This window comes from Bacteroidia bacterium (genome assembly GCA_040880525.1).
Taxonomy (GTDB): domain Bacteria; phylum Bacteroidota; class Bacteroidia; order CAILMK01; family JBBDIG01; genus JBBDIG01.
In genome coordinates this window covers 104,056-126,974 of record JBBDIG010000016.1, presented here as the reverse complement: position 1 = coordinate 126,974, position 22,919 = coordinate 104,056, and the positions used below count along the sequence as shown (strand labels likewise).

21 protein-coding genes are annotated in these 22,919 nt (G+C 45.5%); 12 read left to right on the top strand and 9 right to left on the bottom strand.

The window, feature by feature from the left end; translation table 11 throughout:
- Nucleotides 1-63: 63 nt before the first annotated feature.
- Nucleotides 64-486 (bottom strand): DUF1573 domain-containing protein, encoded by a 423-nt coding sequence (locus WD077_03825; GenBank protein ID MEX0966342.1) that lies wholly within the window; start codon nucleotides 484-486, stop codon nucleotides 64-66.
- Nucleotides 487-732: 246 nt separating this feature from the next.
- Between WD077_03825 and WD077_03820 the strand changes: the two genes are divergently transcribed.
- Nucleotides 733-1,752 (top strand): cation diffusion facilitator family transporter, encoded by a 1,020-nt coding sequence (locus WD077_03820; GenBank protein ID MEX0966341.1) that lies wholly within the window; start codon nucleotides 733-735, stop codon nucleotides 1,750-1,752.
- A 14-nt stretch (nucleotides 1,753-1,766) separates the two neighbouring features.
- Here the strand turns inward: WD077_03820 and WD077_03815 are convergent, their stop codons facing one another.
- The 4 genes from WD077_03815 to WD077_03800 form a co-directional block, all read right to left on the bottom strand.
- The gene (locus tag WD077_03815) at nucleotides 1,767-2,132 is read right to left on the bottom strand and encodes an MmcQ/YjbR family DNA-binding protein (GenBank protein ID MEX0966340.1); all 366 of its coding nucleotides are present in this window, start codon (nucleotides 2,130-2,132) and stop codon (nucleotides 1,767-1,769) included.
- A gap of 70 nt (nucleotides 2,133-2,202) precedes the next feature.
- Nucleotides 2,203-2,733 (bottom strand): N-acetyltransferase, encoded by a 531-nt coding sequence (locus WD077_03810; GenBank protein ID MEX0966339.1) that lies wholly within the window; start codon nucleotides 2,731-2,733, stop codon nucleotides 2,203-2,205.
- Nucleotides 2,734-2,837: 104 nt separating this feature from the next.
- Nucleotides 2,838-3,197 (bottom strand): cupin domain-containing protein, encoded by a 360-nt coding sequence (locus WD077_03805; protein MEX0966338.1) that lies wholly within the window; start codon nucleotides 3,195-3,197, stop codon nucleotides 2,838-2,840.
- Entirely contained in the window at nucleotides 3,197-4,207 is a 1,011-nt protein-coding gene (locus tag WD077_03800) for an alpha/beta fold hydrolase (GenBank protein ID MEX0966337.1), read from the bottom strand. Before WD077_03800 ends, WD077_03805 begins: the two co-directional genes overlap by 1 nt.
- A gap of 355 nt (nucleotides 4,208-4,562) precedes the next feature.
- On the opposite strand from WD077_03800, the gene gcvT reads away from it, so the two are divergent.
- From gcvT to WD077_03770, 6 genes are all read left to right on the top strand, one after another.
- A complete protein-coding gene (gene gcvT, locus WD077_03795) occupies nucleotides 4,563-5,654 on the top strand; it encodes a glycine cleavage system aminomethyltransferase GcvT (GenBank protein MEX0966336.1) in 1,092 nt (363 codons plus the stop codon).
- A gap of 17 nt (nucleotides 5,655-5,671) precedes the next feature.
- A complete protein-coding gene (locus WD077_03790; GenBank protein ID MEX0966335.1) occupies nucleotides 5,672-6,046 on the top strand; it encodes a four helix bundle protein in 375 nt (124 codons plus the stop codon).
- A gap of 26 nt (nucleotides 6,047-6,072) precedes the next feature.
- Nucleotides 6,073-6,798, top strand: a complete 726-nt coding sequence (locus WD077_03785; GenBank protein ID MEX0966334.1) for a 2-phosphosulfolactate phosphatase — start codon at nucleotides 6,073-6,075, stop codon at nucleotides 6,796-6,798.
- The gene (locus WD077_03780) at nucleotides 6,795-7,400 is read left to right on the top strand and encodes a DNA-3-methyladenine glycosylase (GenBank protein ID MEX0966333.1); all 606 of its coding nucleotides are present in this window, start codon (nucleotides 6,795-6,797) and stop codon (nucleotides 7,398-7,400) included. Before WD077_03785 ends, WD077_03780 begins: the two co-directional genes overlap by 4 nt.
- A 63-nt stretch (nucleotides 7,401-7,463) precedes the next feature.
- A complete protein-coding gene (locus WD077_03775; GenBank protein ID MEX0966332.1) occupies nucleotides 7,464-7,859 on the top strand; it encodes a VOC family protein in 396 nt (131 codons plus the stop codon).
- 85 nt (nucleotides 7,860-7,944) lie between these two features.
- Entirely contained in the window at nucleotides 7,945-11,676 is a 3,732-nt protein-coding gene (locus WD077_03770) for an ATP-binding protein (protein ID MEX0966331.1), read from the top strand.
- A 50-nt stretch (nucleotides 11,677-11,726) separates the two neighbouring features.
- Here WD077_03770 and WD077_03765 read toward each other — a convergent pair whose 3' ends face one another.
- Nucleotides 11,727-12,722, bottom strand: a complete 996-nt coding sequence (locus WD077_03765) for a sugar phosphate nucleotidyltransferase (protein ID MEX0966330.1) — start codon at nucleotides 12,720-12,722, stop codon at nucleotides 11,727-11,729.
- 56 nt (nucleotides 12,723-12,778) lie between these two features.
- Nucleotides 12,779-13,135: a CoA-binding protein gene (locus WD077_03760; GenBank protein MEX0966329.1), complete on the bottom strand. Its 357-nt coding sequence runs from the start codon at nucleotides 13,133-13,135 to the stop codon at nucleotides 12,779-12,781.
- A gap of 79 nt (nucleotides 13,136-13,214) precedes the next feature.
- Between WD077_03760 and WD077_03755 the strand changes: the two genes are divergently transcribed.
- The 3 genes from WD077_03755 to WD077_03745 are packed head-to-tail and all read left to right on the top strand — an operon-like array spanning nucleotide 13,215 to nucleotide 16,062.
- Nucleotides 13,215-13,991 (top strand): hypothetical protein, encoded by a 777-nt coding sequence (locus tag WD077_03755; GenBank protein MEX0966328.1) that lies wholly within the window; start codon nucleotides 13,215-13,217, stop codon nucleotides 13,989-13,991.
- A gap of 21 nt (nucleotides 13,992-14,012) precedes the next feature.
- On the top strand, nucleotides 14,013-14,918 hold the full coding sequence (locus tag WD077_03750) for a rhomboid family intramembrane serine protease (GenBank protein ID MEX0966327.1): 906 nt from the start codon (nucleotides 14,013-14,015) through the stop codon (nucleotides 14,916-14,918).
- A 46-nt stretch (nucleotides 14,919-14,964) separates the two neighbouring features.
- On the top strand, nucleotides 14,965-16,062 hold the full coding sequence (locus WD077_03745; protein ID MEX0966326.1) for an endonuclease/exonuclease/phosphatase family protein: 1,098 nt from the start codon (nucleotides 14,965-14,967) through the stop codon (nucleotides 16,060-16,062).
- 369 nt (nucleotides 16,063-16,431) lie between these two features.
- Here the strand turns inward: WD077_03745 and WD077_03740 are convergent, their stop codons facing one another.
- Nucleotides 16,432-17,862, bottom strand: coding sequence for a T9SS type A sorting domain-containing protein (locus tag WD077_03740; protein MEX0966325.1), 1,431 nt, complete (start codon nucleotides 17,860-17,862; stop codon nucleotides 16,432-16,434).
- 4 nt (nucleotides 17,863-17,866) lie between these two features.
- Nucleotides 17,867-18,610, bottom strand: a complete 744-nt coding sequence (locus WD077_03735) for a TlpA disulfide reductase family protein (protein ID MEX0966324.1) — start codon at nucleotides 18,608-18,610, stop codon at nucleotides 17,867-17,869.
- A 135-nt stretch (nucleotides 18,611-18,745) separates the two neighbouring features.
- On the opposite strand from WD077_03735, the gene WD077_03730 reads away from it, so the two are divergent.
- Nucleotides 18,746-18,943: a T9SS type A sorting domain-containing protein gene (locus WD077_03730; GenBank protein ID MEX0966323.1), complete on the top strand. Its 198-nt coding sequence runs from the start codon at nucleotides 18,746-18,748 to the stop codon at nucleotides 18,941-18,943.
- A gap of 512 nt (nucleotides 18,944-19,455) precedes the next feature.
- Nucleotides 19,456-22,800 carry a gliding motility-associated C-terminal domain-containing protein gene (locus WD077_03725; protein ID MEX0966322.1) on the top strand — a complete coding sequence of 1,115 codons (3,345 nt, stop codon included), beginning with the start codon at nucleotides 19,456-19,458 and terminating at the stop codon, nucleotides 22,798-22,800.
- The last annotated feature ends 119 nt before the right edge of the window (nucleotides 22,801-22,919 follow it).

Here is a 22,919-nt window from a genome sequence, read left to right as displayed (position 1 = left end):
CAAATACGAGAATACTTCCCTTTCTGAAAAACTTCGGATCAGAGGAAACTTCCTTCCACCCTTTTAGTTGACGTTTTCCTTGCTACCCGGCTCCAGCACTTCACCACTGATACGCAACAGCCTTGCAGGCTCAGAGGCATTAGAATTAACAGTGATGGTTTTGGAAAACCGACCCAGCCGGTTTGTATCATACTTAACCTTAATCACTCCTGATTCGCCTGGCTTAATCGGCTCTTTCGGGCATTCGGGAACTGTGCATCCACACGAACCGTTGCAACCGGTAATGATCAAGGGCTGTGAACCGGTATTCTTAAACTGGAATTCCCGTTCGCCATTAGCGTTTTGTTCTATACTTCCGTAGTCAATTGCATCATTCTCAAATGTAATCTCAGCTTTGCCTGATGCATTGGATTGTGACTGAGCCATCGCTAAAGGCGCTGCAAGCAGCATCAACATAAGCAAGGGCAAGTGTGCAAATCTTTTCATAACAGTACTTTCTTTTTAATGATTTTTAATTTTATTGCTCGTCTTCAAACATGGCTAACTCCCTTCTAAAATTTTCATGCCATAACTCTCTGGTAGACGAATGTCGGAGAGAAAGAGTTTGCCGGCCGAAAGTTAAAAGGAAATTAAAGTGAAAACCAAAAGCCCTGCCCATTTTCCTGCCGGCCGGGAGGTGCCGGTTAATCCAGTCTGCAGCCTTTACTTTTGCCATTCCTTTATATATCCGGCATGGCTTCTATTATTCACCCGCATGAAAAACGCAAGATCCGGCTGCTCCAAACAACTTTGGCTGTGGGCATTTTGCTGATGCTGTTCAAAACTGTGGCCTGGATTATTACCGGATCAAATGCAATTTTGACAGATGCTGCCGAATCACTGGTGAATATTGCCGCAGGAGGCTTTGCGCTCTACAGTGTTAGCCTGGCCGCAAAGCCGCGCGATGCCGGTCATCCTTACGGGCACGGCAAAATCGAATTTCTTTCGGCTGGCCTGGAAGGGCTCCTTATTTTGGTAGCAGGGCTGGCTATGGCAGGAAAATCAATCTATAACTTGCTTGAACCAACCGCTCTTACGCACCTGGATACCGGGATCATCATCTCAGTTTTTGCCGGTGCTGCAAACTTGACGATGGGCCTCATCCTGATAAATAATGGCAGAAAATGGAATTCCATCACCATTACCTCTGACGGTAAGCACCTGCTGAGTGATGCCTGGACCAGTGCCGGACTGGTAGCAGGACTGGCCGTAATTTATTTTACCGGCCTGCATTGGCTTGACAGCCTGATTGCTGTCCTGTTCGGCCTCCTCTTGATCTGGTCCGGGTATAAGCTGCTGCGCAAATCCGTTTCTGGCGTAATGGATGAAGCCGACAAAAAACTTGTTCAGCAAGTAATAAGGATACTGAACGAAAACCGGGAGGAGGATTGGATAGATTTCCATAACCTGCGCATCATTCAATACGGCTCTAATCTTCACATTGATTGCCACATGACCCTGCCCTGGTACTATGAACTGAAAATGGTACATCATTCCGTTGACAAAATAGAGGCGCTCGTCAACAGCGAGATGAGCACCTCCGTGGAACTGTTCATTCATACCGATCCCTGCGTTCCCTCATCCTGCCCGCTATGCGAAAAAAGCGATTGCGCAGTCCGGCAGCATCCTTATGTGGAAAGATTGGAATGGCGACTGGAAAACGTGATCGGGAATCATAAGCACCGAATGGAGCATCTTTCAAAGGACCCCTGATAAAATCCAGGAAATTAGGACGTTTCCCGGCTTATCTCGTCCTGCAGTTTCTTCGGCAAGCCTGCCAGCACCAACTCATAGGAATGGCGAATTAGCTCCCTGCACAATTCATCATCCAGCCCTGCCTCCAGACCTACAGTATTCCAGTGACGCTTATTCATGTGATAACCGGGAATAATCTCCGGGTGCTCAGCTCTCAACTCCTCAGCCCGATCAGGCGTGCACTTCAGGTTAATGCGAAGCGGACGTACCTCAATATTCATCAGCGCGTAAATCTTCCCGCCAATCCGAAAAGCCAGCGTTTCGCGGTCAAAAGGAAAATCCTCCGTTGTACCCGGAAGCGCCAGGCAAAAATCCCTTACCTCATCAATCTGCATCATAACTGAATAAATTTGAGCCCAAAATTCTATCTTAATTTTTAAATAATATGCGCAATTTAATAACCCTGAACTATTGATAAAATTCATCCGGGTATTCCACCATGCCCGAAACGCCTTCCAATCCTTTTTCCTTTAATTCTATCACGAAGCAATATTCATCCGGCACTTCAAAGGGCAAATAAATTCCAAAATCCCTCGCTTTCCGGTAGCCAAAACGAGGGTAATAGCCTGCATGACCCACCAAAATTACAGCATTAAATCCCATCTTCGAGGCAATGCTATGCGCCTTCCTTATTAACCTTCCGCCTATTCCTTTTCTTTGGTATTGCGGCAGCACCGATACAGGTGCAAGCCCCAAGGCCGGATATTCATTTTGATTACGCTTAATTTTTATATGAAACAATAATATATGGCCGATGACCCTGTTTTCCGTTTCTGCAACCAACGATAGCTCCGGAATAAATGCCGCAGAGTTCCTCAGACGCTGCACCATCAAATGCTCCTTTTGGTTGCTCCATTCTGCATTTTTAAATGCACTTCCAATTACCAAAATAACTGAGCGATAGTCAGCAGGTATTTCCTGCCGGATATTAATCTCCATTACTTCAATTCCAGTTTTAATTTAACAATATATAGCTTTATTAATTTAAAATAAAAAGAACAGTTCTGCAAATAGCGAAGAACCAATCTGGATCTGCTATTTCTTTATATTCTCTCCAAATTATTCCGCGTTCGATCATTACGTAAATTTCCGGTGTTGACTGTCGTTGCTTTTTCAATCAGCATTACGTGTACCTCCTCTCCTGCTATGGGAAGATGCTCAACGCCTTTGGGGATGATGATCATTTCACCTTCTTTCAATCGCTCCTCCCTGTCGCGGAATCGTATCTGCAATTGACCTTTTAACACAAGGAACATTTCGTCCTCATTTTCATGGCTGTGCCAGTCGAATTCCCCTTTTAGCTTTGCAATCTTTATTTGCATTCCGTCCAATTCTCCAATAATCTTAGGATTCCATTGTTCCTGAAATTGTTCGAGTTTTTCCTTCAAATTTATTTTTTCCATTATTTAATATTTTTAACCGTTTTATTTATAAAAGCATTTCTTTCTGAAAAGCATTTTTCTATGAATTCTGCAATACGCGTCTCATGCCACCATTCTTCCGGAAAGTTCCTGGTTACAAAACCTACATGGCCTCCGTGCTCAGGAATCTCCAGGTAGAAATTTGGTTTTTTTTCAGCGGCTACAAAGGGGAAACAGGCGGGCGTAAAGAAAGGATCGTCAGCCGCAGTGATGAGCAAAGCTGGAATGGCTATTTCCTCAACAAAAAATTTGCTGCTGCACGCTGCCCAATAATCTTCTGCATCTGCAAAACCATGTGCGGGGGCGGTATAAAGATCATCCGTACCGCGAAAATCGGTAATCAAGTGAACCTGTGAAGTATTCAAATTTCCAGGATGGGCTGCATTTTTTTCCAGGATCTTTCGTTTGAGCCGTTTCAAAAACCGGTTCATATAAATGCGATTGATTGGGCGGGCCATGTTCAATGCAGCAGCCTTCAGGTCGCAGGGAACGGAGAGTCCGGCTGCAGCCACAATGTCTGACGCAATTTCTTCCCCCTGCTCCCCAACATATTTCAGCACCACGTTTCCTCCAAGGCTCACGCCCACCAATGCAAGGTGCCGGTATTCCTGCCGTTTACGAATATGCTCCAATACCTCATGCAAATCATCGGTGGCTCCACTGTGATATGAGCGGAATTGCCGGTTGGGTTCTCCGCTGCACCCTCTGAAATTCATCGCCACCGCATCCCAGCCGCGCTTACGAAAAGCTTGGGCAAGGCCGCGCATATACATTTCGTTTGCACTGGATTCGAGGCCGTGGCAGAGCAGTACCAGCTTCCGGTTTCCATGCCGGTGCCAGTCCAGGTCAATAAAATCGGAATCCCCGGTTTGCATCCGCTCCCGCTCGTATACCACGCCCTTTACCTTGCGAAAAAGCGCAGCAACAATGGTATTAAGATGGCCATTCCGAAAAAGGCGCGGAGCTTTATAAGTAGATGAGATTACCGGCATAATTGAAAATTCACAAAAAATGGAAAATGAGCACTAGTAGTCCCATAAACTTTTGTTTTTATTAAAAAAAAATACACAACTTCCATTGGAATAATTTGCTTTTAAATGATCTTTCATCCTCCCGTGTAGATTGCGGGGAACTCGTTCGGATTGCTGGCGGAATAAAAGAAGACTTTACAAAATTACCTGTTTATTAAAAGGCAAATCTGTTTTCACCCCCGCAAATTTTAGTTTAAAACATAACAATTTTTCTGCTACAACTGCCGCAGAATTGTCTCTGATCCCTTGCTTTTCTTTTCAGGTATTTTAATTTCTCCTTTACTTCGCACAAAATTCATAAAGCCACCAACAACCGATGGACAAGAAGACAGCCCTTTACCAAAAACATATTGATCTGGGAGCTAAGATGGTTCCTTTTGCAGGTTATATTATGCCGGTTTCCTACAGCGGTATTAAAAATGAACACCAAACGGTGCGGAGTGCCGTGGGCATTTTTGACGTTTCCCACATGGGCGAATTTATTGTGGAGGGAAAGGATGCCCAGCGCCTTGTTCAGTACGTAACGAGCAATGACGTGAAGAAGCTGGAGCCCGGCAAAGCGCAATATAGCTGCCTGCCCAATACCCGTGGCGGTATAGTGGATGATCTGCTGGTGTATTGCATGGGTGGAGACAAATACCTGCTGGTGGTCAATGCTTCTAATATTGAGAAAGACTGGAACTGGATAAATGAGCACAACACATTTGAGGATGTAACGCTCAAGAATATCTCAGAAAAAATGTCGCTGATGGCAGTACAAGGCCCAAAAGCCTTAGGTACCCTGCAGGAATTGACGCCCCTGGATCTGAAAGAAATTCCTTATTACCATTTTAAAGTAGGTGAATTTGCAGGGCATGACAACGTGATCATTTCCGCCACCGGATACACAGGTTCCGGAGGTTTTGAAATATACTGTTCCAATAATGCAGCTCCTGAAATCTGGGACGCTATAATGAAAGCCGGGGAAGGCGCAGGAATAAAACCGATAGGGCTGGGCGCTCGCGATACGCTTCGGCTGGAAATGGGATTTTGCCTGTATGGAAATGACATCACGGATGAGACTTCTCCCCTGGAAGCAGGTCTTGGCTGGATCACAAAGCTGAAAACAGATGACTTTGTGGGAAAGGACTGGCTTGAAGCACAGAAGCTGGAAGGCACAAAAAACAAACTCGTGGCCATTGAAATTGAGGGCAAAAGCATTGCCCGCCAGCAATACGAGATTTTTGGCGAGGACGACCGGCTCATCGGGGAAATTACTTCCGGCACCCATTCCCCATCATTGGATAAACCCATTGCCCTGGGCTATGTAGATAAAGGATATGGAGAGCCTGGAACGAAAATTAGAATTAAAGTGCGCAACAAATGGATTAATGCGGTGGTTGTAAAATTGCCCTTTTACAGGCCGTAACTAATTCCGTTGGATCTATGAAAATTACCGAACTTGAAGTCTGGAAAGCTGGTTTGGATCTTTCAAAGAGCGTTTTTGATCTTTCCGAAAAGTTTCCTGCAAATGAATCGAATGGCTTGAGCTTTCAGCTCCGGAGAGCCGTTACTTATATACCTTCCAATATTGCCGCAGCCGCCAGCCGGAAGTATGGCAAGGAATCTCTGAAATATCTATCCAAGGCCAAAGCGTTTCTTTATGAAACTGAAACGCTGCTTTACCTGGCCGAAAAGCTACGTTACATAAACGAGCAGGAACTTGAGGAGATCATAGAATCTCTTGATACGAGCAGACGGTTGTTATTTGGTTTTATCAAATATTACAAGCGCTCCTCCTCTTCAACTCAGGCGGGTTAATTTTGCCGTTCAATCGTTTTTAAAATATTCCTTCTATCGAGACGCCCCGCAAACTCGAAGTTATTTTTACACCAGCGCTCCTTCCATTTTATGATTTAGCAGGAAAGCGCGTGGTGGTAATAGATATTTTCCGCGCCAGCACTGCGATATGTGCTGCTCTGGACTATGGAGTAGAAGCCATTATTCCGGTAAAGACAGTACAGCAAGCACTGGCATACAAAGCTCAGGGATACCTGGCTGCAGCCGAAAGAGGCGGTGAGATCGTAAAAGGATTTGATCTGGGAAATTCCCCGCTGATGTTCCGGCAGGCCCATCTCAGGAACCAGACCATTGTTTTGACTACCTCTAATTGTACACGGGCATTGCTGAAAGCTACCCAAGCCAAGGAGCGCATTATGGGTTCCTTCATTAATCAGGAAGCGCTTATCCGGCACCTGGAAAAGGGCCATCAGGATACGATATTACTCTGTGCCGGCTGGAAGAATAAATTCAATCTTGAAGATACGCTGTTTGCCGGCTCCCTCGTCCACAGGCTCAAAGATGAATTCTACATGGAACACTGCGATTCGGCCATTGCTGCCGAACAACTCTACCTGCATTCAAAAGCGGATCTGTATGGCGCTCTACTGAAATCCTCCCATGCCTACCGCCTGCGCCACCTTGATCTTGAGAAGGATATTCGCTACTGCCTCACGCCTGACCAGACAGAGGTCGTTCCCGTTTTTTTAGATGGAAAAATTGTAGTGGCTTGAATTTACCACCGCTGCCAACAGATTTTTATTTGAGAGAAGATGTGGTGCAGGTAAGCAAGGATTTGCTTGGGAAAATCCTGTGTACCCGGTTTGACGGCAAGCTGACAACCGGAAAGATCGTGGAGACCGAAGCTTATGCCGGAAAAATTGACCGTGCTTCTCATGCCTGGAATGGGCGGCTCACCAACCGCACCCGGATCATGTATGCTGAAGGAGGCGTGGCCTATGTTTATCTATGCTATGGTATTCATCACCTCTTTAATATTGTTACAAATAGGGAGGGCGTTCCACATGCTGTGCTGGTTCGGGCGGTTGATCCGCTGGCCGGGATTTCCGTGATGTTGCAAAGACGTAGTAAAGAAAAGCTGGAAACCACGCTCACCTCCGGACCCGGAGCTTTATCTCAGGCGCTGGGCATTAACCGCAGCCACACCGGAATTTCTTTGCGGAGCAGCGAACTGTGGATTGCAGAAGGCGAAACTATAATCGAAAATCAAATCATTTCCAGTGCCCGTGTTGGCGTAGCCTATGCCGCAGAACATGCCTCATGGCCCTGGCGTTTCAGGATAAAGGACTGCAAATGGACCAGCCCCGCCCGGTGATCTTTTTTAGATTCTGGTATTTAAAACCGGTTTAAAAATTTCAATTATTAATGTTTTGAAATTATGTCTTTACATTTTACTCAAATAAAAGAAACCTGCCTGTATATTTCTGATCTGGATGCCGCTTGGGATTTTTATCATAAAAAGCTGGGCTTGCCGGTGATCAGCCGCGTGGAAGGCCGCCACATCTTCTTCAGGGCAGGTGCTTCTGTATTGCTGTGCTTTATTGCAGGAGCCACCAGGAATGAAGAAAATCTGCCTCCCCATTTTGCAAGTGGGAATCAGCATTTTGCTTTTGAATGCAAAGCGAAAGACTACAAAGCCTGGAAAGAATTATTACAAGAAAAGGAGATAACGATAGAACACGAGCAAGACTGGAAAAATGGGCGTCAATCCGCGTATTTCCGGGATCCTGACCGACACGTTGTAGAAATTGTGCAACCGGGAATATGGGAGTGAATCCTTTATGTACTGCGGCTTTATCCTTGCCGGAGCCGGTCATCTTACCTCGTTTTCTAACTTCGCGAGGTGCTAAATTCAACTTTTGCTTAAGCGACTAAAAAATAACACCATCCTGCTCATTGTGGGAGGGTTGCTGCTGCTCACGGCAATATTGCTGGATTTGGGCCGCAGCAATATTGTATCTCCATCCCTGGCCAGTGTGCAGGCTGCGAAGATCCAGGAAGCGGTGCTATATAAAGAGCGCATTTCCAGCAGCTTTCTGGCAGAACTAGCGGCAAAAGGAGCAAGCGACCTTTATCGCCAGTTCGACAGCTACATCCGGATCGGACGGTCAAGCGATCTCCTGATCTTCGTATACCGCGAAGGCAAGCTCCAGCTCTGGAGCGACAATCTGGTGGTTCCGCCAGCCCCGTCAGCCGAGGATACCGGTGCTTTCACCGTTCAGGTCTATCCTAATGGCCTGTATATGCAGCGATCTTTATTGCGGGAGGATGGGATTGCTATTTCACTGCTGGCGCCCATTCAGTTCAATTTTCCCATTGAGAATAAATACCTCCGCAACGAGATCGTGGTGGTAAAGGATGACCAGATGTTCCAAACCACAACTGAAGCTGCTGAAAGTGATTTTACCATTGAATCCATTGAGGGAGAACACTTATTTTATCTGCGACAGATTGCAGGGCCGGATATTGACAGCTTCATCGCCTTTCTTTACTTCCTCGGTTTCTGCCTGGTACTATTCATGGTTTACCGGTTTATTTCAAGGCTCTTTTCTCAAGGGAAATTCGGGAAAGCATGGTTGTCTCTTTCTATTTCGCTTTTTGTACTGGTGTTGTTCTGGAAGGTCTTTCGCCTGCCGGAAGCTGTTTTCGGCCTTTCCATTTTCAGTCCTCAGTATTATGCCAGTTCGTTCCTTTTTGCATCATTGGGCGATCTCATTATTTTCAACCTGATGCTCACCTGGATCGTCTATATGCTGGTGAGGTATTATCCGCTTCCGCACTTCCCCAGCCGGTGGACAAACTACCTGCTCTTCAGCATCCTGCTTTTCATTTCCTTTCTGGGAGTGTATGGCATTTACCTCCTTTTTGAAGGTTTAATTTTAAACTCTAATATATCCTTTGATATATCCAATGTTTATTCTCTTAACTGGCTGAGCATTGCAGGTTTTGCTGCGTTGTTCCTGCTTTTTCTGGACTATGTGCTGTTCACGCTTTGGGTATATCGCTCCTATGCTGCAACCGTAGCCCGGAGAAAAGGCGGCTATGCCTACTTCATCAGTGCCGGAATCCTTTATCTGCTCGTGCTCATTTTTACCGGATTTCCTGACATTTTCGTTTTTATCTACCCGCTTGCAATGTGGTTGTCGCTATTGCTTGTAGTGCGTTATGAAAGGCATGTGTATCAGTTTAACTTCATTATCCTGATGCTTTTCCTCACTTCCAGCTTTGCGGCTTACGAATTATCCGCCTTCAGCCAGCGAAAGGAACTGGAGAACCAGAAACTACTGGCCTCCTCTCTGGCTACAGAAAGGGACGTGATCGCTGAATATGTATTCCAGGATATGCTGGACCGCCTGGCGAGCGACAACTTTGTGAAGAGCTACTTCACCAGTCTTCATCTGGGCAAGGAAATGCTTGCGAAGCGATTCCAGCAATTGTACTTCAGCGGCTACTTCGGGAAGTATGATGCAAAAGTGCTGACTTATGGAAAGGAAGGTGAGCCCTTCAAAGAATCCAACATTCTACCACTCCAGGCTTACCTGCGAAACCTGCAGGCAAAAGCTACCCCCGTAATTCCGAACAGGTTGTGGTTTATTAATGATCTCAATGCCGTGCCCTCCTACATTGCCACAATTCCTGTGTATCGTGGTCCTGCTGAACTGGGACAGATGCTGATCCTGCTCAAGCAAAAAGCTTTTTTCGAAGAAAGCATTTACCCCGAATTATTGCTGGAAAAACGCACAACTGTAAAAGAGCATTTGCAGAATTACTCCTCCGCCATTTATAATCATAACAAGCTGGTTTCGCAATCAGGCAACTATTCTTATCCGGTAGAGAGCAATATGCCGTATGATCCCGGTGAAGCATTCAATCACTGGAATTCGCATGGATATTCTCACCTCCTGCACCCTGTGAATCCTCATACTTTCGTGGTTGTGAGCGTAGAAGAGAAAAACCTGCTTTACCCGTTGGCTACTTTTTCTTCTCTGTTCCTTCTGTTTTCAGCCATGTTACTGGTCACCTTCGGCCTATCCTTTCTGCTTTCGCTGAAACCTGGCGAGCGGAAGGAACTGTTCCGGGATTTCAGCAAAGGAGATATACATCCGTTTCGCAATTTGCTGTTCAGCACCAAGATCCGGATCGCCACCATCTTCGTTATTTTCATTTCATTGTTGATCATTGGTTTCGCAACCTCCCGGTATATCCGCTACCGCTATAATGAAGAGCAGAACGAGATGCTCAGCAACAAAGCGCGGGGCGTACTGAACCGCCTGGAAACAGAGCTGAATAACCATAAGATTTCCTTTTTGGATAATGATGCGCTATTCGCAGAAGTTTTGAATCTGAGCAATTTATATCAAAGCGATATTAATCTGTATAACACCTCCGGCACGCTCATTACCTCCTCTCAACCCGTGATTTTTGAACGCAACCTGATCTCAGGTAAAATGAATGGCCGGGCGTATTTTGATCTTAAATACCGCAAAAGATCCATCGCTATTCAAAATGAAAATATTAACCGCCTAGAGTATCGTGCAGCCTATGCGCCTATCCGAAACAATGAAAGGAAGGTGGTCGCTTTTCTTAACCTTCCGTTCTTCTCACAGGAAACAGAGCTGAAGACCGAAATATCCTCCTTTCTGGTTACGCTTATCAATCTCTATGTGTTCCTGTTTATCCTCGTGAGTTTTATTTCAATTGTGATCTCTTCTACGGTAACGCGTCCGTTGGCCATCATCCGCGAAAAAATGAGGCGCACCCAAATAGGCAAGTGGAATGAAATGATTGACTACAAGGGCGAGGATGAGATCGGGCAACTGGTACAGGAATATAATGCGATGCTGCAGGAGTTGGAGATAAGTGCCGACAAACTGGCACGCACAGAGCGCGAAGGCGCCTGGCGCGAAATGGCCAAGCAGGTGGCGCATGAGATCAAGAATCCGCTCACGCCAATGAAGCTTAATATTCAACAATTGCAGAGGGCCTGGCAAAACCACCCTGAGAGCCTCGACAAACTGTTGCCGAAGGTTACCGCAATCCTGATCAGTCAAATTGATACGCTTTCCCAAATCGCTACTGAATTCTCTGCCTTTGCAAAAATGCCGGAAGGCAGCAACGAGCAACTGGAACTGAACCGTGAAATAAGGGACATTGCTGCGCTTTATGGAAATACCAGGGGCATCACCGTAACCTGCACCACTGAGCCACATCCTGTTTATATTTACGCTGATAAAAATCAGTTTTCGCGGGTGCTGAATAACCTGGTGAAAAATGCTCTCCAGGCAATACCGGAAAACCGGGAGGGGATCATTCACCTTCAGTTGCGGACGGATGGAGCTTTGGTGCGGCTGGAAATTACCGACAATGGCGTAGGGATTCCACCGGACAAACAGGAACAGATATTTACTCCCAATTTCAGCACAAAGACTTCGGGGATGGGTCTGGGGCTGCCTATCGTAAAGAAGATCGTGGAAAACTCCGGGGGAACCATTACGTTCCGCTCAAAACCGGGGAAAGGTTCGGTATTTATTCTCGTGTTTCCACAGCATAATGCCCGTCAGGAAACCCACGCTATTGAGGATCAGGATTAGTCTGTTGATTTCACCACCTGGACTTTTGCTCCAAGCGGCCTGCTAAACTCTCAGTCGTAATTCAGTTCAGCGCTGTCCCCGATATTCAAGCTCTGGCTCATACCCCGCAGTTGTGCATCATTGCCAATAAGAGAATTATGCAGCAACGAGGTGGTGATCTTTGCATAAGGGCCAATAATGGATTCCCGAATAATGCTGTTTTCGATGCTGGCATTGCTTCCAATAGAAACATTGGGGCCGATAATGGAACCTTTGATATCCACATCATCAGAAATATTTACCGGAGGAATAATAATGGTGTTGGCGAAATTCTTATGGTCGGAAGTAGTGTATTCCTCCCGCTTCAGCAGGATTGCATTGGTTTCCAGCACTGCCTCTTTTTTCCCGCAGTCAAACCAATTGCTGATATTGAAGCTTTTGAATTTCACGCCCTTCTCAATCATATGCATCAGTGCGTCCGTAAGTTGAAATTCATTCTTAGTTCTGATGTCATTATCAATAATATATTTCAGCGCTGCGAGCAATTCATCCACTTCCCTTACCTTATAGATTCCCACCAGTGCAATATTGGATTTTGGAATTGAGGGTTTTTCCACAAGTTTGGTGATAAATCCCTCCGGGTCTATTTCCGCAACGCCAAACCGCCTTGGGTCCAGCACCGGTTTAGTGGCCAATGCGGAATGTTCCATAGCGATCAGCTTTTGCATGTCCATATCGAAAATGGTATCACCCAGTGCAATCACCAATTGGTCCGCTCCTGCTATCTGATCTTTCGCCAGCCAAATCGCATGGCCTATTCCTTCGCGGGAGGTTTGCACCACAAACTCCGAATCCAGATCAGGATATTTTTCAGTAATGAAATCCCGCACCTTTTCTCCCAGGTATCCGATAATGAACACGAACTCCGAGAAACCGGCTTCTTTCAGTTCATCAATAATATGCGAAAGGATAGGCTTGCCAGCTACAGTGATCAGTGCTTTGGGTTGCGTATGGGTGTGGGGCCGCAGGCGTGTTCCTACACCTGCCACAGGGATTACTGCTTTCATAAAAATTTTAAAATTGTGTAAATGAAATTGGGTTTCTGATTGGCAAATAGCAAGCTTTAGTAAGTTCCCGAAGCGAGCATTACGAGCGTACATGCCTGTATGGTTTCAATTCCCTGTTCTTTCGCCTTTGTTATGAATTCAGGATTATTTGTTCCGGGATTAAAAATGATCCTGCGGGGTTTGAGAGAGAGGATATAATCAATCCATTCAGCCTGATTGTGAGGACCCACGTAGAGGGTAACGGTGTCTATTCCATCCAGAGGCGGTTTATCATTGATGATCCTGAGACCTGCCACCTCGTCCTTTTTGATTCCCACCGGAACCACCTCGTGTCCATTCGCTTTGAGCCGGTGAACTGCCGTAAACGCATAGCGGCCTGGATTACTGGTTGCTCCTAATACAAGTGTTTTCATTTTAATAATTCGATGTTTTAAAGGCGGCAATTTTCAGCGGAATTCTTTTAAAAACAATCAAAAATTTCCCGAAACCTTTATGTTAATACTTTGTAACTCCTTTTTCGGACGACAAATGACCTACGCCTTCAGGAGAATCAGAAGTGCCGATATGGGTACTTTTGCTGGGAATGATAAACAAGGAAACATGCGATTTTTCACTTTTGTTTTTTGTCTCTGTTTGATGTCGGCATGTGGCGTTCATTACGTTTCGCCCCGGTTTGATGCGCAAACGAGTAATCACAAGCTTATAGCAATTATTCCCTGCCAAATAGAAAACACAGGCCGGCAGCCGGCAAAGATGACCCAGGAACATGCAAATCAGATTGAGGAAGCCGAAAGCCGGATGTTCCAGCTTTCCCTCTACAATTCATTTCTTCGCAAATCCGGCCGGGGCAAGAATGCGATCAAAGTAGAAATACAGCCGGTAGAAAAAACGCTATTTCTGCTGCAAGGAAAGGAGATCGGGATTCGCGAGTCCTGGTCGGTGCCCGCGGAATCACTGGCGGTGGCATTGGGAGTGGACGCTGTAGTAAAAACACGGATTTCCAAAAAGCGATTTCTCTCTGATCTTGAATCTTTCGGGATTGACTTTGGAACAGAGGTACTGGAAGATTTATTAGAGGATGTAACGCTTCCCCCTGACGCTGAGAAAACCTATGACATTAAGGCAGAAACTTCGTTGTTCAATGGAACGGATGGTTCGTTGTTATGGAAGGTAGCGGTAGACCGGCAGGCTTCGTGGGATTATCCACCGGAGGAAGTACTGCAATCTGTTACGAATAAATTTGCACGAAAATTTCCGTACAGGAAATAAAAACAAAGCGCCTACGGGTTTATGAACAATTCGATCTGGGACGAATTCAAGCTCCGCGTACTCAGGAGCAATGATACACTCCTACACCTGATATTTATTAACCTTGCAATTTTTGTTGCAACGGGGTTATTATATGTCCTCTTCCGTTGGTTCCTCCTCAGCCCCGGCTGGTTTGATGAGCTATACCGCTGGCTGGCCGTGCCTTCCAATCCACTCACGCTGCTCACCCGACCCTGGACCTTGGTTTCGTATCAGTTCATCCACAGCATGGATTCATGGCTGCACATCATCTTTAATATGCTCATTCTTTTCTGGTTCGGAAGGATATTTATGGAATACCTTGGCAACCGCAAGCTACTGAGCGTGTATCTGGCTGGTGGCATTGCCGGGGCCTTGCTTTATATTCTAATATATAATCTTGTTCCGCTCTTCCAGAGAGTATCCGATATTTCGATTCTGTATGGCGCCTCTGCAAGCGTGCTCGCAATTCTTGTAGCCACAGCCACCTTGCTGCCCGACTATAGTATACGGCTTATCCTTATTGGCGCGGTGCGGCTTAAATATATTGCCTTGTTCCTGGTTATCATTGATCTCCTGAGCATGGCCGGCTCCAATGCAGGTGGCAGCATTGCCCACCTGGGCGGGGCTGCGTATGGCTTTATTTATATCCGGCAGCTCCAGAGCGGCCGAGACATCGGCCAGTGGGTGAACTTGCTGGTGGACTGGCTTGGCGGATTCTTCCGGAAAGGGCCGAACCTGCGGGTGTCAGATATGGGTGACCGCTCCCAACCCAAAAAATCCGGAGGCCTCAGCGAAGTGAGCCAGGAACAAATTGACGCAATCCTGGATAAAATTGCAAAGTCAGGATACGACAGCCTAACCAAAAAGGAAAAGGACATCCTCTTTAAAGCCAGCAACAAAGACTGATGACATTGCTCTATCCAACCTATAAATTTTACAGATACCATCCGTAATGGCTAAGGCACCAGAAGTCCCTGAGAATAATTCGCGGCCCTTTTTTCTTTTGGTCCTTGACCGCCTGTGCTTTGTCGCCACCTGGCTGCTGATTGGCCTCACGATCATCGCCCTGTTTGCTCCGCGCATCCATCCTGGTGTTACCACCATTCCCGCTTTCTGCAACCTTATCTTCCCTGCCACGATGATTGGCCTGGTGAGTTGCATCGTCTACTGGATGCTGCGCAGGCGCCTCCGGTTTATCTATCCGCTTGTGGCCATTCTTATCAGCACCAACGAGCTTAACAAAACGGTAGCGCTCCATTTCAGGGACAAAAACCCGGAGGGAAAGGAACTGGCGCTGATGACCTACAACGTCAAGAAATTTTATAGCGATGAAAAGGAAAGTGCCATCCTGAAGTTGATCGCCACGAAAAATCCGGATGTTTTATTTTTCCAGGAATTCGTGGCTTATAACGTTAAAAAGGAAAATCGGACAAACATCCTGAGTCCTTTGCTGGATTCCTTAGGCTACACGGATTTTTATTTTATGAACGGAGATGATTTTTCGCTCAAAGTTGGGGGAACGGGTATCGTTTCCCGCTATCCGCTCATAAACCCTGGCGTGGTTCCTTTCCCCGAGAACAGCACCAATAGCTGCGTTTACGCAGATATGGTGAAGGACAATGACACCATTCGTGTGATGAGCGTCCACCTGCAGTCCATTAATCTTACAGACGGGAAAAAAGAAGCCGGCATGGATGAACAAGAGCAGATCAATAAAAACAGGCGTAGGCTGGCTACTGCATTTGTGCAGCGTGCCCGCCAGGCTGATCGTGTGCTCGAAATTATACGCCAGTCTCCATATCCCGTGGTGCTGGCTGGCGATTTCAATGATACACCTCTATCTTATACCTATAATAAATTCCGTTCACACCTCCAGGATGCCTTTATAAAGGACGGACTGGGCCTCGGCATTACGTATGCTGGCCGCATTCCGCTCCTCCGCATTGACTATATTCTACCGGATACGGTATTTGCCGTCTCCGATTTCGAGGTGATCAGGAAAAACCTGTCTGATCATTATCCTGTATTCTGTAAAATTCATTGGAAGTGAGCGCTACGGAATAACAAATTCCGGTTTTATTATTTAAATGTTAAACTAAATATTTAAATAATTTTAATTCGTCTTAATAATTGATTTATTAAATTTTTATGATACTACCATCCCTTTAATGGGAGCAGTTTAAAAAACCAAGTCAATCACACCAGTCTCCACCATTGTAAGGTCTGTTTAAAGCATAGGGGTACTTTGGGTAAAATAAATGTGCTTATTGGTACAAACAACTCTTGGAAAAGTGTTTCGCAGAACTTTGTATAAAACGCTGTAATAAAGGGTAGGAGGAGCAGAAATTGTGGAGCGCTCCCAATATGAAGCAGGTTTATTCAGGTGTGAATACGCTACTATAATGTTAAGGGTTGATTATCACCTCACCACTAACTTCTGCCGAGCCACAACATCGTCTCTGAACTTTATTCGCAAAATATAAATCCCCGGATGCTCAGGAGTTGGAATAACACCAGGGTGATCAGACTTTTCTGACGACCAAACCACCTTTCCCCGGGCATCGAAAATAGTTGTGCTCAAAATCGCTGCTCCCTCAAATTGAATTAGAGAGCCAGGTTCTGCTGGATTGGGATAAAAGCTCAGGTTTACCGTGGGCGAAGATATGCCTGACTGAGCAGCTAAGGGTGCCGTAACGTATTTCACTTCCTTCGCTTTTGGTTCCTGCCATACGAGGAAAACCTTTTCGTTGTTTATGGCTACATCAGGGTTGAACTGGAAGCCGGATTCATTGGTGACTTGCTGAACGTTTTTGTTCGTGATGAAGGGGCTGTTGGTAGTATGGCTGATCCAGACATCCCAGCCGTTGTTGCGGTTATCCTGCCAAGCCATAATCTTGTGGCTTCCAAAGGCTGCCAGTCGCGGGTAGTTTTGGCTGAAAGTACCTTGCCCTTCAGTATGGATCATGGCGGTAGCTGAGGTCTGTTGTGTTCCAAGGTCAAATTCAAGAAAATTTATCCGTGGATTGCCTGCTGCACCACTCATCCAGGAAGTTATCACTTTACCGCCACTGAATACAGCATCAGGTCCGGTGGATGGACAACTGAAGATGTTCCAGTTATTCTCGTCAATATCCTGCTGCATTGGGAAAGTCTTGCCACCATCTGTTGAGAGCGCTATCCACGCATCACGGATGTTGTTATCATTGTTTCTGTAAAAGGCAGCAATGGTATCACCCGATGCCACCAGTGCTGCCGGACAGCAATCGCAAACCTCTCCCGGAGCGTTATCGCTAACCGTTAAAAAGTCGCTGAAGGTTCTACCTTTATCGGTGCTGACGGCAACCACGTATTCAGGTTCCAAAAAGTTCGGCTGAAACTGCATGAACATCACCACCGGATTGCCGTCACCAAGTACAGCTATTGAGGGCAACCGGGTATTCACATCACCATTCACCCGCATGGTATCACCAAAGGTTTTCCCACCGTCACTTGAATGCACCACATATATGTAGCCGCTGGCCTCAGGTTCGCTTTTGAAAATAACGTAAACATCGTCCCCATTTGAAGCAATGTCAGGTCCCATCCAGTTGTCAATAGCCGCTTTCACTCCTTCAGGTGTAACTTTCACAGGCTGATCGAAACTGCTTCCATTCCACCGGGCTACAAAAATTTCCCCAGTTGATTGGTTGTTGAGAACTACCAGCGGAATCATATTGGCCATAACCACCCTCGGACGGGTGTAACCGTAATCATCATCAGCAACAGCGCCAGGCGTACTGAAATCCAGGTTCTGTGCGCTGATTAAAACGCTCCATGTGAGAAGCACAAAAAGTGTAAGGGCGTACTTCATAATGTTATCTTATTAGAATTTTCTTTCGGAAATTAATTTGAGGTCCTTGTATAATCAAGATAATAATTTCCTTTTCCATCCGGGGCGGAACAGGAATAAAAAATTCAGTTCCTGTTGCTGGATGAGACCTGAGGAGATGCTGGCCCTGCATGTTGTAAATGTCCCCAGCAGATATTTCAAGAATTTTTTCAGACCTGATGATAACCTGCCCATCATGGAAAAATACAGCCAGGGAGGGAGTAACCTGATTTTTCACTCCACTGACTATCAGGCAACTATCAATAACTTTACGGATTTCAGGAATCCCGTTGGTAAGGGGCCTAATGTTCCAGACAATCCCTGTATCGGAGCAAACCACTGCATAGGTGGGCCAGCCCAGGAAACTGAACTCAGCCTGATAAAGAGCAGTAATTGTGTCGGCACCACCTTCTTCTCCGGCTGATGGGTAGGTGATATTATAGGTGCTGTCGAAAGTCTTTAACCGCAGATTATCATCCCGATCACTGATGCCAATCACCCTGACTCGTCCTGAGCCGCTGCCGTAATCCCTATAAAGTTCATCCACCATTGGCGAGAGGCTCTGACAGGGCACGCAATCGGCAAAGAAAAAATCAAGCAGCACCACTTTACCTGCAACAATATTGGTGTAGAGGTGGAATTGCTCCTGCCCTGTGGTGGTTATCGTGAAATCAGGCGCTTTCTGCTGGCTGAAAGCACTGATCGGTAAAGAAACCCAAATCAGAATCATTAAAAAAATTTTGGACATAATTGGCAAAAATAGCTATTCCGGTATCCAAATTTGAAGATAACAGGGCACCGATTATTTTATGCAAACAATAGTTACCTCTGATGTCGAAGTTGAAGACGACAAGATGGAGAGAGATTGAATTTTAGAAACTTTCGGGACTTGCAAAATGGAACGGTTGTGATAACTGACCTGAATGGCCGGGAACTTATTTCTATGCCTGTGCAACCGGAACTGGAATGGATGAAGATGCCACAACTCACCAGTGGAGTTTACCTGGTACATGTCATGAAAGAAGGTAGCCGGATGACTACTTCAAAGCTGGTCATACGATAGGAAACAACTTGTGAGCGCAGCCTTTCCATTATATCTCTTTTTTTGTCTTACATGCTGTATTTCCTGTATTGAGGAGCCAATAGAGACTACCCACCCTGAATCGCTATTGCAGTGTACCAAGGGATTTCCTGAACCGCAATTTCCCCCTGACAACTCTTTTACAGCCGAATGGTGGCAGTTAGGAAGAAACTGTTTTTCGATCCAATTCTGTCGAAAGATGGCTCCGTGAGCTGTGCTTCCTGCCATCGGCCACAAAATGCCCTCAGCGATGTGGTGGTTTGGTTGAGGCTGGTGACTAATTTTTAGGCTGCCTGGCTAAAACGGGGCAGGAGCTGATTGTGCTATATTGCACTAAAATCGTAATAAAATTGAGTTGCTTTTTTTCTATACTCATCAATCTTAACAAGGTTTTAATCCAATTTATAATAGATTTGAATAGTTTAGAATTAGAATAGACAGATGCGTTAGCCCTTATTGATGAACCCATGAAGCCTAATTATTTCCTCTGTATTTTGCTAATAGTTTTAGTGCAAACTGCTTCCTATGCACAATATGAATCCTCAATTTGGTTCTGGAGTCCTGGTTCGGCAGGCGTAAAATTCGATTTATCAACCCAGCAACCTTCTCCATATAACGTGTCCCAGCCGCTGGGGACTGAGGGCTGTTTTGTGGCGACCCATCCGAGGTCAGGAGAACTCCTCTATTATACTGATGGAATTAAGGTATATGACAAAACCCACAATTCAATTGATAATGGATTGAACGGGAATGCATCGGGTGCTAACACGGTTGTCAGTTGCCAAAAACCTGGCAATGAAGATTTTTCCCTGTTTTATGTGATCTCAAACTCTGGAAACTATTTATCAGGAGGACATCTCTATCTCTCTATTGTGGATATGCGGCTGGGGACAAATGGTGATGTTGTGGCATCAACCAAAAACACACCCATCAATGCTTCAGGAAACCCATACGGAAACGCTCCCTATTCATCTACTGAAGCTACCATGCTTGTTGCAAAACCCTGTAGTGATGAATTCTGGCTGGTGAATGCCGAACAAAACTCTAACCGCATACATGTTTTTGATGTAACCGACACGGGCATTTATGAAATCAGTACCTCCCCTTTTGCCTTGGGGAGCGGTAGGTTTGACCTTGCCTACAACAGCGCCTATTCCATTGCTTCAAAGAAGCTGGCCTTAAATGCGCGGAGGCTGAGCTCCGGCCTGCAGGGTGTATACACCTACGACTTTGATGATACTAACGGAGAAGTAACTAACCGGCAGTTGGTCTATAGTACCTTCATGGTTTCATACGGTATGTCATTCTCTCCCGATGGAAGCAAACTATACTATTGTGAAACCACTGGCAATATTCCTAACGTTACGGTCAGGCTAAGGCAGTTTGACCTGAACACCTCAACGCATACCACTATCCATACTACCCCCAGCGGTGATAACTATATAAACGGGATAAGATTGGCTCCTAATGGATATTTGTATGTAGCACAACACAATCTCGATTCTTTGCATGCAATCAAAAGTCCTGACAGTACTGCTATTGGTAATTTATGCCAGTTTGTAAGGAGTGATTATGCCATTGATACTACGCCTGTAAACTCCACCCTGCCTACTTTTTTAACCCCCAGAAGAAAAATATCAATTGTGGACTCAGCCATGGTTCCCATCAATCGCTATATTCAGTTATGTTTCGGAGATTCTTTATTCGTAATGGCGGATACTCCTATTTATACTTACCAATGGTCAACAGGAGATACAACAGTATCTATTTATCTCAACGACACTGGAACCTACATCCTCGTAGCTACTACTGCAACAAATTGTAAACTCTCGGACACTGTAACTGTGGCATTTGTTCCTATACCACATTTGGGCGGGGATTCTACATTAACGGACTCTTTCGTCTGTAAATCAGATAGCATTGAACTTAGGATAGACAATTCTTATGACGAGATATATTGGTCTACCGGAGACACCACCAACAGCATTTGGGTAAATGAAACCGATACATACTGGGTGAGAGTAAAAACAGCAGAATGCACATACTTTGATTCGTTGAATGTAACATTCTATCACGATTCTCTGATAAATCTTGGATCCGATACGCTTATATGCCCTGGAGATTCCATTACCCTGACAGTGGATAGCTCGGATATTAACTATCTATGGTCTACCAGTGAGACCACCCAAAGCATTACAGTAAAAGACTCCGGGGTGTATTATGTAGATGCCTATTTCCCTCATGGTTGTGTCATTTCTGATACGGTAAGGGTCAACATCTTCAATACAAGTTCGCTCTTTCTGGGGCCTGACACCATAATTTGTAAAGGGGACAGCATCACCCTCTCGCCAGGTAACTTTTCTTCATACACCTGGTCAACAGGGGATACCTCTGAAACTATTACCATTGATTCTCCCGGAACGTATTGGGTCTCGGTAACCATTGGAAACTGCATGGCTACTGATTCAGTTGTGATTGGTCAGACAGGCGATCTAAACATTAATTTAGGTAACGATACTTCTATTTGTCCGGGCGACAGCCTGATTCTCTCTGTAGATACACCCGGCCTGACCTACTTGTGGTCCACCAATAACATCCTTGATTCTATTACAGTAAAGGACAGCGGATTGGTCTGGGTTCAGGTTACTGATGGCGTAGGTTGCAGTGCCAGTGATACTATTCGAGTGACGCTTGTCCCATCCTCAATTACACTTGGAAATGATACCACGATATGTGATGGCGATAGTATCGCACTCACCCCAGGTAATGGCTTTACCACTTATAGTTGGAGTACCGGCCAAAACAGCGACACAATTTATGCAAAGGTTGCTGATACCTTTTGGGTAGAGGTTGTTTCAGGTGGGTGTACTTTCCGCGATACTGTTGTTATTTCCATCGCACCACAACTCCAACTGGGTATAGGGTCTGATACGCTGCTTTGTGCCGGTGAAACCGTAGTGCTGACAGTCAATCCTGCTGCACTGAGTTATAGCTGGTCGTCTTCCAGCCTGGACACAAACTCCATCTCCGTGTCTGTACCAGATACATATTCCGTAATGGCAACATACGGCAATGGCTGTTTGGCGTACGATACAATCATTGTTGCCATAGCAAGCATGGATAGTTTGTCTCTTGGGCCGGATACCACACTTTGTGACAATAGTTCGCTAACATTAGATCCTGGCCCGTTTCCCACAATCATCTGGCAAGACTCCCTTGTTCAACGAATTTTCCCTGTTGACCAAAGTGGAACCTATCATGTAATGGTGACGGATTCAATCGGCTGTACCTACCGTGATACTATCGAAGTGGGCATTTTTGATGAGTCTGCATTCTCTCAGCCTCAAACCATTGAGATATGCCAGGGTTCCAGTGTAACGCTCAGCTTACCCGCTCTGCCGGGAATAACTTACAACTGGGAGGGAGGAGAACAGGGCGATGATTTCACGGTATTTAACGAAGGTGTTTATACTGTAACCACTGTAGCTTGTGGGAAAACATTGTCTAAAGAATATAACATTAATGTAGCGGTTGAGGAGGGTAATTTTTATTATATCCCCAATGCGTTCTCACCAATCCTTGATGATGCAATAAATGATCGCTTCGGAATTATAGTGGACACGGATATATTAAATGTTCTAGAATTTAAGATGTTAATTACGAATCGCTGGGGAGAGATCTTATATACCACCACGGATATTGAAAAGCATTGGGATGGAAAACGAGATGGTAGAACAGTCCCACCAGGCGTATTTGTCTATAGTATTAGAATGATTATAGACCAGCCTTGCTACGGGGAACGTGCCGTTAACTTGGAAGGGACCGTTACCGTTTTTTAACTTCTTTCGATATATAATACAGGACTATTACTTTGATAAAATGATACAGTTTGGAATTGGAGTCATTGACCTGAACAAAAAGTGTTGAAAGAGCTCATTTTATAATTAGCTTTTTAATT

Coding starts and splice junctions, on each gene's coding strand:
- WD077_03825 (MEX0966342.1), bottom strand. CDS start 486: ATGAAAAGATTTGCACACTTGCCCTTGCTTATGTTGATGCTGCTTGCA.
- WD077_03820 (MEX0966341.1), top strand. CDS start 733: ATGGCTTCTATTATTCACCCGCATGAAAAACGCAAGATCCGGCTGCTC.
- WD077_03815 (MEX0966340.1), bottom strand. CDS start 2,132: ATGATGCAGATTGATGAGGTAAGGGATTTTTGCCTGGCGCTTCCGGGT.
- WD077_03810 (MEX0966339.1), bottom strand. CDS start 2,733: ATGGAGATTAATATCCGGCAGGAAATACCTGCTGACTATCGCTCAGTT.
- WD077_03805 (MEX0966338.1), bottom strand. CDS start 3,197: ATGGAAAAAATAAATTTGAAGGAAAAACTCGAACAATTTCAGGAACAA.
- WD077_03800 (MEX0966337.1), bottom strand. CDS start 4,207: ATGCCGGTAATCTCATCTACTTATAAAGCTCCGCGCCTTTTTCGGAAT.
- gcvT (MEX0966336.1), top strand. CDS start 4,563: ATGGACAAGAAGACAGCCCTTTACCAAAAACATATTGATCTGGGAGCT.
- WD077_03790 (MEX0966335.1), top strand. CDS start 5,672: ATGAAAATTACCGAACTTGAAGTCTGGAAAGCTGGTTTGGATCTTTCA.
- WD077_03775 (MEX0966332.1), top strand. CDS start 7,464: ATGTCTTTACATTTTACTCAAATAAAAGAAACCTGCCTGTATATTTCT.
- WD077_03765 (MEX0966330.1), bottom strand. CDS start 12,722: ATGAAAGCAGTAATCCCTGTGGCAGGTGTAGGAACACGCCTGCGGCCC.
- WD077_03760 (MEX0966329.1), bottom strand. CDS start 13,135: ATGAAAACACTTGTATTAGGAGCAACCAGTAATCCAGGCCGCTATGCG.
- WD077_03755 (MEX0966328.1), top strand. CDS start 13,215: ATGTTAATACTTTGTAACTCCTTTTTCGGACGACAAATGACCTACGCC.
- WD077_03750 (MEX0966327.1), top strand. CDS start 14,013: ATGAACAATTCGATCTGGGACGAATTCAAGCTCCGCGTACTCAGGAGC.
- WD077_03745 (MEX0966326.1), top strand. CDS start 14,965: ATGGCTAAGGCACCAGAAGTCCCTGAGAATAATTCGCGGCCCTTTTTT.
- WD077_03740 (MEX0966325.1), bottom strand. CDS start 17,862: ATGAAGTACGCCCTTACACTTTTTGTGCTTCTCACATGGAGCGTTTTA.
- WD077_03735 (MEX0966324.1), bottom strand. CDS start 18,610: ATGATTCTGATTTGGGTTTCTTTACCGATCAGTGCTTTCAGCCAGCAG.